13 protein-coding genes are annotated in these 14,635 nt (G+C 73.0%); 3 read left to right on the top strand and 10 right to left on the bottom strand.

Annotation, left to right across the window (positions count from 1 at the left end):
• Positions 1-15 precede the first annotated feature (15 nt).
• Positions 16-285: a hypothetical protein gene (locus BN6_RS45660; RefSeq protein ID WP_231905402.1), complete on the bottom strand. Its 270-nt coding sequence runs from the start codon at positions 283-285 to the stop codon at positions 16-18.
• 323 nt (positions 286-608) lie between these two features.
• Between BN6_RS45660 and BN6_RS45655 the strand changes: the two genes are divergently transcribed.
• Entirely contained in the window at positions 609-1,724 is a 1,116-nt protein-coding gene (locus BN6_RS45655; RefSeq protein WP_015100659.1) for an MBL fold metallo-hydrolase, read from the top strand.
• Between the two features lie 80 nt (positions 1,725-1,804).
• On the opposite strand, the gene BN6_RS15775 is transcribed toward BN6_RS45655, so the two are convergent.
• The 8 genes from BN6_RS15775 to BN6_RS15740 form a co-directional block, all read right to left on the bottom strand.
• Positions 1,805-2,986 carry an acyl-CoA dehydrogenase family protein gene (locus tag BN6_RS15775; RefSeq protein ID WP_015100658.1) on the bottom strand — a complete coding sequence of 394 codons (1,182 nt, stop codon included), beginning with the start codon at positions 2,984-2,986 and terminating at the stop codon, positions 1,805-1,807.
• A complete protein-coding gene (locus tag BN6_RS15770) occupies positions 2,983-3,666 on the bottom strand; it encodes a hypothetical protein (RefSeq protein WP_015100657.1) in 684 nt (227 codons plus the stop codon). The genes BN6_RS15775 and BN6_RS15770 overlap by 4 nt, the downstream gene beginning before the upstream one ends.
• Positions 3,663-4,487, bottom strand: a complete 825-nt coding sequence (locus tag BN6_RS15765) for a beta-ketoacyl-[acyl-carrier-protein] synthase family protein (RefSeq protein WP_015100656.1) — start codon at positions 4,485-4,487, stop codon at positions 3,663-3,665. The genes BN6_RS15770 and BN6_RS15765 overlap by 4 nt, the downstream gene beginning before the upstream one ends.
• A gap of 3 nt (positions 4,488-4,490) precedes the next feature.
• The gene (locus BN6_RS15760) at positions 4,491-4,763 is read right to left on the bottom strand and encodes an acyl carrier protein (protein WP_015100655.1); all 273 of its coding nucleotides are present in this window, start codon (positions 4,761-4,763) and stop codon (positions 4,491-4,493) included.
• Positions 4,760-6,067, bottom strand: a complete 1,308-nt coding sequence (locus tag BN6_RS15755; protein ID WP_015100654.1) for a type III PLP-dependent enzyme — start codon at positions 6,065-6,067, stop codon at positions 4,760-4,762. Before BN6_RS15755 ends, BN6_RS15760 begins: the two co-directional genes overlap by 4 nt.
• The gene (locus tag BN6_RS15750) at positions 6,064-7,416 is read right to left on the bottom strand and encodes a preATP grasp domain-containing protein (RefSeq protein WP_015100653.1); all 1,353 of its coding nucleotides are present in this window, start codon (positions 7,414-7,416) and stop codon (positions 6,064-6,066) included. Before BN6_RS15750 ends, BN6_RS15755 begins: the two co-directional genes overlap by 4 nt.
• 2 nt (positions 7,417-7,418) lie before the next feature.
• Complete coding sequence (locus BN6_RS15745) at positions 7,419-8,345, bottom strand: 3-oxoacyl-[acyl-carrier-protein] synthase III C-terminal domain-containing protein (protein WP_015100652.1); 927 nt, start codon at positions 8,343-8,345, stop codon at positions 7,419-7,421.
• A gap of 462 nt (positions 8,346-8,807) precedes the next feature.
• Entirely contained in the window at positions 8,808-9,842 is a 1,035-nt protein-coding gene (locus tag BN6_RS15740) for a LysR family transcriptional regulator (RefSeq protein WP_015100651.1), read from the bottom strand.
• 387 nt (positions 9,843-10,229) lie between these two features.
• On the opposite strand from BN6_RS15740, the gene BN6_RS15735 reads away from it, so the two are divergent.
• Together BN6_RS15735 and BN6_RS15730 are read left to right on the top strand one after the other, a co-directional pair.
• A complete protein-coding gene (locus BN6_RS15735; RefSeq protein WP_041312889.1) occupies positions 10,230-11,015 on the top strand; it encodes an ABC transporter ATP-binding protein in 786 nt (261 codons plus the stop codon).
• Positions 11,015-13,453, top strand: a complete 2,439-nt coding sequence (locus BN6_RS15730) for an ABC transporter permease (protein WP_015100649.1) — start codon at positions 11,015-11,017, stop codon at positions 13,451-13,453. Before BN6_RS15735 ends, BN6_RS15730 begins: the two co-directional genes overlap by 1 nt.
• Here the strand turns inward: BN6_RS15730 and BN6_RS15725 are convergent.
• The gene (locus BN6_RS15725; protein ID WP_041312887.1) at positions 13,446-14,429 is read right to left on the bottom strand and encodes a Gfo/Idh/MocA family protein; all 984 of its coding nucleotides are present in this window, start codon (positions 14,427-14,429) and stop codon (positions 13,446-13,448) included. The two genes, BN6_RS15730 and BN6_RS15725, sit on opposite strands and share 8 nt — an antisense overlap.
• Positions 14,430-14,635: the final 206 nt, after the last annotated feature.

Raw genomic sequence — 14,635 nt, 5'->3', positions numbered from 1 at the left:
TGCGACACCTGTGCCTCAAGCTCGCCGCCAACGTCGAGAGCGTGGGCTGGCGTCGGCCAGGACCCGGTCCGGTCGGGTGCGTGCCCGCCGCCGTCCGGACGCGGCACCCGGATGCCCTCGATCACCGGCACGAACTGCGGGGAGTCGCCCCGCGACCGCCCCGGCCCGTGGTGGTCGGGCTCGGTCCCACACGATCGACCCGTCGGCGTCCGCGCGGGCCTGCAACACAGTCAGCATCCGCCGCCAGACCCCGGCCCGCTGCCAGCGCCGGAACAACCCGTACACGGTCTGCCAGGGTCCGTAGTCGGGCGGAACGTCACGGGGCCACCCACGCGCACCCGCCGCCGGACGCCGTTGATCAACCGCCGCTTGCTCCACTTCGGCGGACGGCCCGGCCTGACCCGACAGGCAGCAACGGTGGTGACGTCCGAGGTAGGCGACTTCCACCGACGCGAGCACGACGGGGTGCGAGCGAGGATCGACCTCGTTCGCACCGCGCAGCCCCGACCTACCGCGACCTGGCAACGCAGTCGCGGTCGGTTCACCGTGAGCCGCGCGGCCGGCCACCCAACCCGAACGTCACACCGACCCGGGAGAGGAACCGCCCCATGAACAGTGAACACGCGCTCTTGTCGAGTCCGGTCGACCGGCGGACGATCTTGCGCTCGACCGCGCTCGCGGCCGGCGTCACCGCGCTCGGCGCGGCAAGCCCCGGCGTCGCTGCCGCATCCCCACCGGCCACCGACGGGACCGAGCTGGTCCTGCTGGGGACGGCGGCCGGGCCGTCGCCGGGCGTCGAGCGGTTCGGCATCGCCAGTGCGCTCGTCGTCCGGGGCAACGTCTACATCATCGACTGCGGTCTCGGCGCGGTGTCGCAGTACGTGCGCGCCGGCCTGGCCCCGGAACGGCTCAAGGGCATCTTCATCACCCACCTGCACGCCGACCACATCGCCGACTACTTCACCTTCGCCACGTTCCTGGCTCCGCTGATCCGGGCCCGGACCGGCCGGGTACCGGAGATCGACGTCCACGGCCCGCCCAGCGCCGGCGCGCTGCCCGCCGTGCCCGGCGTGGACTGGGTCGCCCCGCACCGCCCGACGCCGGGGCTCGCCGACCTGACGCGGCTCTCGCACGAGGCGTTCGCCTACTCCGCCAACACCTTCCTCGCCGAGCGGATCGGGTTCGACCCGACCCGCGTCCTGCGCGTGCACGAGGTCGCGCTGCCCGACGTCGGCGCGTCCCCGATCGGCGACACGGCCCCGGTCATGCGGCCGTTCCCGGTGCTGCGGAACGACGACGTCGAGGTGACGGCCATCCTGGTGTCGCACGGCGTGGTCTTCCCGAGCCTGGCGTACCGGTTCGAGACCGAGCACGGCAGCGTGGTCTTCTCCGGGGACACGGCGCTGACGCCCAACATCCCGACGCTCGCCCACGGGGCGGACGTCCTCGTGCACGAGGCGAGCGATCCGCAGTGGTGGCACGAGCACGGCGCCGGGGACGAGTTCGTGGAACACATGCGCACCACCCACACCGACGTGCTCGACCTCGGTGCCGTGGCACGCCGGTCGCAGGCTTCGTCCCTGGTGCTCAGCCACATCGGGGAGTTCCAGTCGCACGCCCGCTGGCAGCAACGCGCGGCAGCCGGCGCACGGCGGGGCGGGTACGACGGGAAGGTGGTCGTGGGCAAGGACCTCATGCGCCTGCGCCTGCCCAGGACGAGGTGAGCGTTCGCCTGGCCCGAGGGGACGGGCCGTGTCCACGTTGCGCGGACACGGCCCGTGCCGCTTCGAACCCCGAACAGCTCCTAGTTCCCGACGGTCACCCGGAACGGGTCGTCGCGGTCCAGCTTCCCGGTGAACAGGCCCTGGAACAGGTTGAGCTTCTGCATGTTCGACGTGCCCTCGATGAACTCCATGCCGCGCGCGTCGCGCACCAGCTTGTCCAGCACCGGGTGGTCGAACCGGGCGCCGACGCCGAAGTACCCGCACGCCTCGCGGGTCGCCTCCATCGCCAGTTGGGCGGCCCGCGCCTTGGCCGCCGACGCCAGGTACCCGTCGCTGGTCCGGGCGTCGACCGCGCGGGCCGCCAGGTGCACCAGGGACCGGGCGGCCTCGATCCGGCGGCCCAGCAGGTCCAGCCGGTCCTGCTCGTCGCGGCGCAGGGACGTCCGGTTGTCGGCCACGTACTCGTGCGCCGCGCGGGCGATGCCCAGCGCGATCGCCGCGACACCGGGCCGCAGCAGGTTGAACGTCTGCACGAACGCCCACATGCCCCGCCTCGACGGGGACAGGTGGCGGCCGACGAACCGCTCCGCCGGCACGTGCACGCCGTCCAGCGTGATCGCGCTGATCCGCGCGCCGCGCAGGCCGATCGTGTCCAGCGCCTCGGCCTTGAACCCCTCCGCGGGCGTCTCCACCAGGACCGCGTTGATGCCCAGCGGACCCGAGCCGACCCGGGCGAACACCACGCCGAGCTGCGCGCGGCACGCGTTGCCGACGTACCGCTTCTCGCCGGAGAGCACGCCGCCGCCCTCGACCGGGGTCAGGGTGGTCGTCAGCGCGCCCGCGTCGGAACCCCGGTCGGGTTCGGTCAGCGCGAAGAACGTCCACAGCGGGGCTTCCAGCATCCGCCCGTAGAACCACTCCTTCTGCGCGTCGTCGGCCAGCAGGTCCACCAGCACGCCGGCCAGCAGCGGTCCGGGCGAGGCGACCAGCATGCCGACGTCGGCGCAGGCCAGCTCCTCCATGATGATGGCCCGCTCCAGCGCCTGCGTGCCGTAGAACCGGTTCCCGGCGATCGGGATGGGCACGCTGCCGTACTCCGGCGGGATGCCCATCGTCGACAGGTAGCGCACGGCGGGCAGGTCGAAGTGCTGCCGGATCAGCTCCGGGTCGCGGTCCAGCGCCAGGCCGAGCCGGCGGAAGTCCGCACCCCACTCGCGCATCTGGTCGCGCAGGGCGAGCAGGCGGCCGTCCAGGGCGGTCACGACTCCGCCCGCAGGTAGGCCTCCGCCACCAGCTCGGACACGTGCGCCGCCTGGCCGGGGCCACCGGTGAGGTAGCCGCTCGCGCCCAGCAGGTTCACCAGCCAGCGGTCGGCGGCGGTGATCCGGGCGTGCAGGTGGGCCAGGATGACCTCGGGCAGGTCGCCCGCGTCCACGCCGGTCAGCACCGCGCGCACCTCCAGGTGCTCGATCAGCCCGTCCGCGACGGTCGACTTCACCATCTGCTGCTGGAGCAGCGTGGTGGAGCCGGTCCGCCGGCCGTTCAGGTAGCGCATGCAGGTCTCGCGCAGCGCCTCGGACAGCCCGAGCCGCAGCCACACCAGGCCCAGCTGCCAGGACGCCCGCTGCTCGGCGTGCACGTCCGCGCCGCGCGAGCCGATCCCGTGCCGCAGCAGCACGACCGTGCCGCCGGGCAGGTCGATGGAGTCCACGGTGGACTCCTCGTCGGCCGAGCGGTCGACCGTCACGCCGTCCAGCCACACCCGGTTCGCGCCCGCCGCGACCTCCTGCGGCACGACGGCGTGCCCGCCGGGCCCGCAGGGCAGCAGGCCGGGCAGCACCAGCGCGCGCAGCACGGTCAGCGCCGGGGCCAGGCCCTCCTCCCGCGCGGCGCGGTGGCAGCGCGCCAGTTGGTCCGCGCCCACCCGGACGAACGTGGTCACGGCGTCCCACCCACCGACGCCACGCCGAGGTCGCCGGTCACCGGGTCGTGCTCGACCAGCAGCGCGCGGGTCGGCGAGTCGGCCAGGCCGTCCCACAGCGCCGTGCACGGGTAGCCGGCCCGCGCGGACCGCACCGCCCCGATGCCGTCGGGCAGCACGTCCGGGTCGACGCCCGAGCCCACGACCACGGTCGTCGGACCGTCGGTGAGGAACTCGGGGAGCACCGACGCGAGCACCGCGCGCAGGTCGCGGCCGGCCACGCCCGTCCTGTGCACCAACGCGAGCGGGGTCGCGCCGGCTTCCAGCAGCAGCGCCACGCCGGCGTCGCCGGCCGGGCGGTCCGCCACGTCGTAGGGCAGCGTGGCCTGGTCGGCGATCACCACCAGCGCCCGCCGGTAGCCGTGCCGCGCGGCGTAGTCGCGGGCCAGCCGGATCGCGGCGAACGGCGCGCACACGCCGACGTCGGACACCGAGAACGACAGCGGGCCGTTCGGCAGTGCCTCGGACAGGTAGGTCGCGGCGGCCGACCGGCAGTCCAGATCCGGGGTGGCGTGCGCGATGATCGCCACGTCCACCGGCCCGGCCAGCGGCTCCAACTGCTCGTGCAGCGCGCGGGTGAGCGCGGTGAACGTCGTGCCGGCGGCCAGCAGGTCCGGCCGCAGCGCCACGTCGTGGCCCGCGGTCAGGTCGGTGAAGTGGCGCAGGGAGAACTCGTCGTCCAGTCGTCCGTCCGGCACGCCGACCGCGCGCACCACCCCGGCGAGGCCCAGGGTGGTGGCGGGCGCGCCCGGCCGGGAGACCGGTGCGGTGGTCCGGTACATGGCCTAGCGGTCCATCTCCGCCGCGACGAAGTCGGCCAGCGAGCGGACCGTCTCGAAGTGCGCCATCTCCAGGTTGTCGGTGTCGAACTCCACCTCCAGCGCCTCCTCCAGCTGCATCAGCAGCTCGAAGACGCCGGTCGAGTCCAGCCCCAGCTCGTCGAACAGCCGCGACTGCTCGCTGAGCTCCGGCAGCTCGTAGTCCAGCACCTGGGCCAGGACGGAGGTGATCGCCTCGACGATCCGCTCGCGGGAGGCGACGGCCGTGGTTTCGCTCATGATGCGCTTCCTTCGGTGATGGCGGTGGCGGCGGTGGCGGCGAGTTCAGGGAGGTGCTGGTGGCGCAACAGGTCCTCGGTCTCGTCGCGCGAGCGCACGAGGTGGGCCCGGCCGCCGTGGACGAGCACCTCCGCCGGGTAGCCGTGGCTGAGGAACAGCACCGGGGACGCGGTCGGCCCGTAGGCCCCGGACCGCTCGACGCCGACCAGGTCACCGGGCCGGACCGGCGGGAGCTGGATCTTCTTGCCGAGCGTGTCGTTGGGCGTGCACAGCGGGCCGGTGACGTGCCAGCTCTCCGACGCGGGCTCGTCCAGCCGGTTGAGCACGCGCATCGGGAAGTTCCGCTTCACGAACGACCCGATGCCCACGGCCGCCATGTGGTGGTTGGTGCCGCCGTCGGCGACGGCGAACCGCTCCCCCATGGACTCCTTCACGTACCGGACGCGCACGACGTACGTGCCGCAGGTCGCGGTCAGGAACCGGCCGAGCTCCATCACCAGCCGGGTGCCCGGGTGCCGGTCGGCGAACTCCGCCAGGATCGGGTTGACCCGCGCGGCCAGCAGCTCCAGGTCGAGGTCGCGCTCGCCGTCGAAGTACGCCACGCCCAGGCCGCCGCCGATGTCCACCAGCTCCAGCGGGATGCCCAGGTGCGCGGCCAGCCGGTCGGCCAGCTCGAAGATCCGCTCGGTGTTCTCGGCCACGGCCTCCTCGGACAGGATCCGGGTGCCCATGTACACCTGCACGCCCAGGAACCGGACGTTCGGGTGGCGGGCCACCAGGCCCTCGGTGGCGAACAGCTGCTGCTCGTCCATGCCGAACTGGCGCGGCTTGCCGCCCATGGTCAGGCCGGAGCCCTTGACCGAGAAGCTCGGGTTCACCCGAAGCGCCACCGACGCGCGCACGCCCCGTTCGGCGGCGAGCCGGTCGATGAGCTCCAGCTCGCCCAGCGACTCGCAGACGATGGCGTAGATCCCGTGGTCGAGGCAGGCGTTGAGCTCTTCCTCGCTCTTGCCCGGACCGAGGAAGATGATGTCGGCCGGCTCCACGCCCGCGCGCAGCGCCGTGACCAGCTCGACCATCGACGACACCTCGGCGCGTGCGCCGCGCGAGTGCAGCACGGAGAGCACACCGATGTTCGGGTTCGACTTCATCGAGAAGAAGAACTCCAGCCGCGGGTGCAGCAGGGCTTTCAGGTCGTCCACGCGGGACGCCAGCTCGTCGCCGTCGTACAGGTACAGCGGGGTGCCGTACCGCTCGGCGATCTCGGTGATGCCGATGCCCTGGACCTCGAACTCAGCCGTCACGGCCGTGCCTCCAATCGGGAGGTGATCTCGTCGTCCACGGCCGCGATCTGCTCGTCCGACGTGCCGACGAGCAGGCCGTAGAGCCTGCCGTCGAACGTCGCGGCGGCGCGGTGGCCGGCGTTCACCGTGGCGAAGTTGTTGACCAGCAGGCCGGTGCCGCCGGCGTGCTCCAGCAGCAGGCCGGCCAGCAGCGCGCGGACCTCGGCGAAGGCCAGCCGCCCGGTCAGCCGCACCGGGTAGTGCCGGGCGAGCGCGATCTGCCCCGCGCCGACGAACCGGTCCTGGACGCGGGTCTGGTAGGTGGACATGTTGTTGCGCGCGTTGATCTCCACGACCGGGTACAGCCCGTCGTCGGGGTCGACCATCGCGTCCACGCCGACCACGCCGAAGTAGCCGTCCGCGGCGAGCTTCTTGCCCAGCCGGTGGGCGGTGTCGGTGAGCTCGGCGACCTGCGCCGGGGACAGCCGCGCCGGCATCCGGTGTCCTTTGTGGACACCGCCTTCGGTGTGCAGCTCCTTGACGAAGTCGAACCGCACGTCGCCGTCGCGGCCGACGGTGAACTGGTAGTTGAGGTCGGCGCGCTTGGCCACCCAGTCCTCGACCACGAACGCCACCCGGGGCTGCCCGGACTTGTCGACCGCCTTGGCGATCAGGCCGAGCAGGCGGTCCATCCGGCGGTCGCTCTCCAGCACCGCGATGCCCTTGCCGGAGACGCCGAACGCCTCCTTCACGACCACCTTGTGGCCGGCGGCGACGAGTTCGCGCGCGCCGTCGAAGGCCGCGCGCAGCTCGTCCACCGTCTCGCACGCCCAGCCGGCGGGCTGGCGCAGGCCGAGCTCGTCGGCGGCGCGGCGGCTGTAGACCTTGCTGTTGACCGCCTTGCAGGTCACCGAGTCCGGCGCGGCCAGGGCCATCCCGGAGGCCCGGGCGAGCGACTCCTCCACGTCGGACACCCCGTGCGCGGTGAGCCGGACGCCCTGGGCGGCCAGCTCGCGCAGCCGGGCGACCAGCGCCGGGTCGGCGAGCGCGTCGGCGGTGACCGTGCGGCGCGGGTCGGAGTCCGCGACCACGTGCACGGTCGGCAGGTCGATGCCCAGGCCGCGCAGGTAGGCCAGGAAGTCCGGGTCCGGCGCGGCCTTGAGCACGACGTGGTCGTCGCCGGACGCGAGGAGCAGCGCGAACTCGTCCATGTGGTTGACCACGGCCGCGCCGCCGGCCGCGGAGATGCGGGGCAGCGTGTGCTCGCCGAGCGCCCAGCGCTCCTCGACCTCGAAATTGCCCAGGAAGGCCAGCGAGCCGTCGGTGATGCCGAGCAGCGCGGTCTTGAGCCTGCGGGTGAAATCGTCCATTGTCAGTGCTCCAGGACCATCGCGGCGAACGTCTGGCCGAGGCCGGCGGCGGTCATCAGGTACTTGTCGCCGGGCTTGAGCAGACCCAGTTCGGTCACCGTCTGGTAGTTGATGAACGGGTCGGCGCAGAAGCAGTGGCCGGTGGCCGACAGGTTGTCCAGGAAGAACTTGTCGTTGGGCAGGCCGAGGTTCTTCGCGGCCACGGTCCACGACACGCGGTTGACGTTGTGCGGCAGCACCAGGTCGATGTCCGGAATGCCGATGCCCGCTTCCTCGGCCGCCGCGCCGACCACTTCGGCGAGCGCGTCCTGGTAGATCTTGCGGGCGTGCTTGGCGATCTCCGGGGTGAGGTCGATGACGCCGTCGGTGCGGCCGTGGATCCGGCTGGCGTAGCCGCGCACGGTGTCGCGGTCGCCGTCCGGCGCGACCAGGATGGCGGCCATCCCCTCGCCCATGATCGAGGTGTCCTGCACCCACTGGGTGAACGGGGTGAACGTCTTGTCGCCGGCCAGGATCAGGGCCAGCGCGTCCGGGTCGCCGTCGGCGGCGAGCAGCGTGCCGGCGACGTCCATCGCCAGCAGCCCGGTGGCGCAGCCGTGGTCGGCCACCGAAAGCGTCTGGGCGTGCCGCAGGCCGAGCGTCTCGCGGACCTGGTGCACCGGGCTGACCGGGTAGGGCGCGGTGGTCCGCATCCCCTTGGCCCGGATGACGTACTTGACGCGGTCCTCCTGGCCGCGCAGCCCGTCGAGCTTCTCGGCGGCGGCGACCAGCAGCTCCGCCTCCGACAGCGGGGACTTGCAGATCCGGTCGAGGCCGTAGAGCCGGGTGAACCGACGCACCTGCTGGTCGTCCAGCCCCAGCGGCTCCTGCAGCTCCGCGACGGCCACCGTCTCCGGCAGGTGACTCGACACCGCCACCAACGCCGTCATGTGCGACCTCCTCGCTAGGGCCTTCTCCTCCGGTTGCGGGACAAGGTTCGCGAGGGTCGCTGACACCGGGCTGACAGGGCGCTGACCGGTGGTTTCGCTATAGAAAGAAGATAGAACCCACCCTGCCACAACACGTGCCGAACGCGCTCCCCCAGCTTCGGCCGCACGCCTCGCGCAACCGCCGGCCAAACGACTCGCGACCCCGCCGGCGACATGGCTCGCGACCCCGCCGGCGATACGTATCGCGACACGACTCCCGGCAGGCAGCCGGGGCGACCGACACCCCACCGTCGGGCGGGACGGTTCGCGAAACGACTCGCGAAACGACTCACAGCGCGGATCGCGACGCGGATCGCAGCACAACTCGCGGTACGACTCGCGGTACGACTCGCGCCGCAGCTCACAGCGCGGCTCGCGACACGAGTGGCGATATGACTCGCGATGCGGCGAGGGCGCGGGCCGTCAGGTGGCGGCGCTGCGCGGGGTGGTGCCGGTGGGGGGTTCGGGGCCGGAGTCGCGGGGCCACCAGCGGCTCGGGCGGGGCAGGAAGTTGGCCAGTTCCGGGAAGTCGGTGGGGCGCTCGGTCATCCAGTTCCAGTAGCGCGGGATGGTCCGGGCGTAGTCGCAGTAGTACCGGCGCAGGGCGTCGATGAGCTGGCGCAACGTGTTCGGGTGGATCGAGCCCGGCCGCCACACCAGCAGCAGCCGGCTGCGCAGCGGCTCGGTCATCGCGACCAGGCTGACGTCCGCCGTCGAGCCGGTCGGGGTGGCCAGGGCCGCCGCGCCCGCGTCGCGGACCCAGCTCATCGCCTCGGCGTGACCGCCCGCGTAGTGCAGGACCTCGGGCGTCGGGTGGTCGAGCTTGCGGAACAGGTGCTCCTCGACGGGGTGGAACCAGTGCCCCGGCACGTGCTGCACCCAGCTCAACGAGACCATGTGCCTTCGGCTCACCGTAGTCCGGCGCGCGAGCGCGTGGTCGCGCGGCAGCGCCAGCCAGATCGGTTCGCGGACGATGATCTCCTTGGCCAGCGACGGGTCGAGGTCGCGCACGCCGTCCACGGCTTCCGGGCTGGGCACCAGCGCCGCGGTCAGCTCGCCCCGGCTCACCGCGTCCACGCCGAGCGCCGGGTCCAGCGTGACCGTCTGCACCTCGACCGACGGCAGCGACGACTGGAGGGCGCGGCGCAACGTGACCGGCGTCCACTCGGCGTTGCCGATGCGCAGGATGCCGGACGACAGCGAGGACGCCTCGGCCACCACCGCGTCGGCACGGGTCGCCAGGTCGGCGAGCATCGGGATCAACCGCTCGCCCAGCGGGGTCGGCGTGATGCCGAAGGCGGACCGGACGAACAGGTCGCCGCCGACCGCCTTCTCGATCCGCCGGAGCTGGGCGGTGAGACTCGGCTGCGGCAACGACAGCTTGGCCGCGGCCTTCGAGATGCTGCCGGCCTCGGCGAGCGTCATGACCACCCGCGCGTGCCGAATCTCCAGGTGCATGGTTGTCCAACCCCTTCGCGTCGGTTCTCGGGGTTCACGCGCGGAGCGTTGTTCGGCCGTTCGGGCGGTATTCACCAAACCCTCTCGGCGGTGCCGGGCGGCCGTTACAACGTACCCCACCTCGTCGGACGCGCGCGGCGTTTCCGCGGTTGCCCATTCTTCGCCGGAGCACCGCCGGAATTATGGAAACGGTGGCTAGGATGCCCCGCACCACCTACTCGATCGTCGGCAGCGCCGGTGGCCGGACCGTTGCGGTGCAGCGACTTCCGCCGGCCCCCGGATGGCGGATCGGGGGGTCTGCACCAGTGCCGCGCTGCGGAACCCGAACGTATGGTCTCCCGCGCGGGTACTCACCCGATTGGTCACGTGGGGAGCTAGAACGTGAAAATGTCTCCGAATCAAGACTCGGACGACGTGGTGCGCTTGCATTCGGTCCGCAAGGTTTACGGCAATGAGCGCAACGGCGTGGTCGCGCTTGACGGAGTCACCCTCGGTATCGCACGCGGTACCTTCACCGCCGTGATGGGTCCCTCGGGTTCCGGCAAGAGCACCGCCCTGCACTGCGCCGCGGGCCTGGACCGCCCGACGTCGGGCACCGTCGTCCTCGACGGCCAGGACATCACCGGCCTGAGCGAGCGCGAGCTCACCGAGCTGCGCCGCGAGCGGATCGGCTTCGTCTTCCAGTCCTTCAACCTGCTCCCCGCGCTCACCGTCGTGGAGAACATCCAGCTCCCGCTGCGCCTGGCGGGCCGGCGGGCCAAGCGGACCGAAGTGGACGACGTCATCGCCCGGGTGGGACTGTCCGACCGGAAGGGTCACCGGCCGGGCGAGCTGTCCGGCGGCCAGCAGCAGCGGGTGGCCATCGCCCGCGCGCTGATCACCCGCCCCGCCGTCATCTTCGGCGACGAGCCGACCGGCTCGCTGGACACCCGGACCGCGCTGGAGGTCCTCGCGCTGCTGCGGCAGGCGGTGCGCGAGGTCGGCCAGTCCGTTGTCATCGTGACGCACGACCCGGTGGCCGCCGCCCACGCCGACCGGGTGGTGTTCCTCGCCGACGGCCAGATCGCCGGCGAGCTCACCTCGCCGACCGCGCACGCGGTGAGCGAGCGGATGACCCAGCTGGGCGCCTGGGCCGACGTGCCCGCGGCCGACCTGACAGGTGGGCTGCGCTGATGCTGGGCCTGGCACTGCGCACGCTCCGCTTCCGCATCGGCGGCTTCGCGGCGTCCTTCATCGCCCTGTTCCTCGGGGCCGCGATCGTGATGGCCTGCGGCGGGCTCATGGAGTCCGGCATCCGCAACGCCGTGGCGCCGCAACGCCTGGCCAACGCGCCGTTGCTGGTGTCCGGCGATCCGTCCTACCTGGAGCGCCCGCCGGTGGCCGAGTCGCTGGCGGCCGCGGTCGACGTGCCGGGCGTGGCCAAGGTCGTGCCGGACGTGTCGATCCCGGTCGCGCTGCCCGGCGGCGACGCGACCGGGCACCTGTGGTCGGCGCTGGAGCTCACGCCGTACCGGGTGGACACCGGCCGGGGTCCGGAGAGGACCGGCGAGGTCGTGCTGGACGCGAAGTCCGGCGCGGCGGTCGGCCGGGAGATCACCCTCGGCATCGCCGGCAAGAACCGGGACTTCGTGGTCGTCGGGCTGCTGTCCGGGCCGGTCGACGCGCCCGCCGCCTACTTCTCCGACGACGAGGGCCGCCGGCTCTACGCCAAGCCCGGCAAGGTCGACCTGTTCGGCGTGCTGCTCGAACCCGGCGCGTCGGCCGACACCGTGCGCGACGAGCTGGCCGGCGCGATCGGCGGTCGGGGCGCGGTGGTCCTGGCGGGCGACGAGCGCGGCCTGGCCGAGTTCCCGGACGCGCGGGGCGGCGGCGAGGGCGTGATCACGCTGGCCGCCGTGTTCGGCGGGCTGGCGATCATGGTCGCGATGTTCGTCGTGGCGGGCACGCTCGGGCTCTCGGTCCAGCAGCGGCACCGGGAGATGGCGCTGCTGCGGGCGATCGGTTCGACGCCGGGGCAGCTGCGCCGGCTGGTGCTGGGCGAGACGGCGGTCGTCGCGGTGCTCGCCACGCTGCTCGGGTGGCCGCTGAGCGGGTACCTCGGGCGGTGGCTGCTGACCCAGCTCGGCGGGGCCGGCGTCGCACCGACCCAGCTCGCGTTCCGGCAGGGCTGGGTGCCCATCGCCGCGGGCGCGGCCATCTCGATGCTCAGCGCGCTGGTCGCCGCGTTCGTCGCGGGCCGGGGCGCCGCGGTCACCAAACCCACCGAGGCACTGATGGAAGCGAGTCTGCAAAGCCGGTGGTTCTCCGTGCCCAGACTGGTGTTCGCGCTGGTCTGCCTGGGCGGCGGGGTCGCCCTGAGCGTGATCACCGCGCTGGTCATGTCCGGTCCGGTGGCGGCGTCCACGGCCGGTCCCACGGCGATGCTGTGGGCCTCGGGCATCGCGCTGCTCTCCCCCGCCGCGGCCACGGTGATCATCGCCCTGCTGCGCTGGCCGGTCCGCGCGCTGGGCGGGCTCGCCGGGTACCTGGCGGTGCTCAACGCGGGCGCGCGCCGGGTCCGGGTGGCGGGCGCGATCACGCCGGTCATGCTCGCCACCGGCCTGGCGACCGCGCTGATCTACCTCCAGACCACGCAGGCGGGCGGCGGTGGCGGCGGGTTCGCCGAGAACCTGCGGGCCGACGCGGTGCTCGGCAGCTCGTCGGGTTCGCTGCCCGCCGAGGTGGTCGCCGAGGCGTCCGCGCTGCCCGGCGTGGAGGCGGCGTCCGCGCTGGTGGACACCGAGGGGTACTTCGCCGACCACGGCGACGACGACGACGAGATCACCGTGCTGGGCGTGACGCCGGGTGCGGTGGAGCAGACGCTGGCCGTCACGGTCACCGCCGGGTCGGTCGCCGACCTGCGCGGCGACGCGGTGGTGCTGCCCGGGAAGTGGGCCGACGAGCTGGGCGCCGCCGTCGGCGACACCGTGAAGATGCGACTCAGCGACGGCCAGTTCGTGCAGGTCAAGCTGGTCGCGGTGCACGACGGGCCGTACGAGTCCGCGCTGATGCCGGTCGACCTGGTGCTCAAGCACGCCAAGGGCGGCCAGATCAGCTGGGTGCTGGTCAAGGGCGGCACGGACGCGCTGACCTCGTTGACCGACAAGTACCCGAACCTGCGCGTGCAGGACCCGTCCGAGGCGTCCGCCGGCGGCAGCGGGGGCGGCGGCGAGCAGACCGGCGCGTGGGTGAACTACCTGCTGGTCGGGATGATCCTGGCGTACACGGTGATCTCGCTGGTCAACACGCTGGTGATCGCGACCGGCGAGCGGCGGCGGGAGTTCGCGCTGCAACGGCTGATCGGGGCCACCCACGGGCAGATCCTGCGGATGGTCGGCGTCGAGGCGGTGGTGGTGTCGCTGGGCGGCATCCTGCTCGGCGGGATCGTGTCGCTGGTGACGCTGGTCCCGTTCGCGCTGGCCATGGACGGCTCGTGGTGGCCGAGCGGGCCGATCGGGATCTACCTGACCATCGTCGGCGCGGTCAGCGGGCTGACCCTGCTGTCCACCCTGCTGTCCACGGCCTACGTGCTGCGCACCCCGCCCGTGGAAGCCGCGGCGACGCTCAGCTGAGCCGCACGTCGACACCCGTCCTGGCCGACTCGACCAGCGCCTCGCCCACCCGGGCGGTGCGCCGCGAGTCGGCCAGGGACACCAGCGGCGCGGTCCCGGTGCGCACCGCCGCGCCGAACGCCTCGGCCTGGTGCTGGTACGGGTCGGCGGCGGGCAGGACCTCCTCGCGGGTGCCGTCGAGGGTCGCGATCGTGATCACGCACTCCTCGTCGGAGTACGCCCACGCGTTGCGTACCGAGATCGACCCGCGGGTGCCCTGGAGTTCGTAGCGGGAGCGCGGGCCGTAGTCGAAGCTGTAGTCGACCAGCGCCGACCGGCCCGCGCCGAAGTCCAGCACGGCCACGCCGGTGGTGTCGACCGCCGCGCCGCCCTCGGCGTGCCAGCGGGCCCGGACGCTGTCCGGGGTCCGGTCGAACGCCCACAGCGCCACGTCGAAGCCGTAGCAGCCGACGTCCCAGGTCGCGCCGCCGCCCAACGCCGGGTCGTACTGGATGCCGCCGGGGTGCATAGGGTGCGCGAACGCGGCGCGCACCACGCGCAGGTCGCCGATCTCGCCGCCGGCGAGGAGTTCGACCACGCGGCGCTGCTGCGGGTGGAAGCGGTACATGTACGCCTCCATCACCGTGCGGTCGCCCGCGGCGGCGGCGATCCGGTCGACGTCCGCGGCGGACAGTGCCATCGGCTTCTCGCACAGCACGTGCTTGCCGGCGTCGAGCGCGCGCAACGTCCACGGGACGTGCTCGGTGTTGGGCAGGGCGATGTAGACGACGTCCACGTCCTCGTCGGCCAGCAGCGCGTCGAAACCGTCGTGGACACGCGCGCCGAACGGCTCGGCGAACACCGTCGACGCCTCGACCCGACCGGGCCGCCCCGCGACCGCCGTGACGGCGTTGCCGGGCGCGCGGTGGATCGCGGGGGCGACCTGCCGGCTGATGGACGCCGTCGAACCGAGCACACCCCAGCGCAGGTCGGACATGTCGCCTCCTCGTGATCGAGGTCAGCGTAGTGAACCGTTTCACCCACCCGCACCGCGCCCGTCCACACCGGACCCGCCGGTCGACCACGAACGCCCGTGCGTCAGGCGCAGCCGCCGGCACTACCGGTGTCCGCCCTCGGCGGCGAAGGCCAGGGCGGATCGCCCACGCCCGCGACCGGCGTCGGGACCGGTCGCGGGGGTGCGGG

It is taken from the genome of Saccharothrix espanaensis DSM 44229 (assembly GCF_000328705.1).
GTDB classification, from domain to species: Bacteria; Actinomycetota; Actinomycetes; order Mycobacteriales; family Pseudonocardiaceae; genus Actinosynnema; species Actinosynnema espanaense.
Note: the sequence above shows the minus strand (reverse complement) of the source record. Positions and strands in the feature narration are given on the sequence as shown.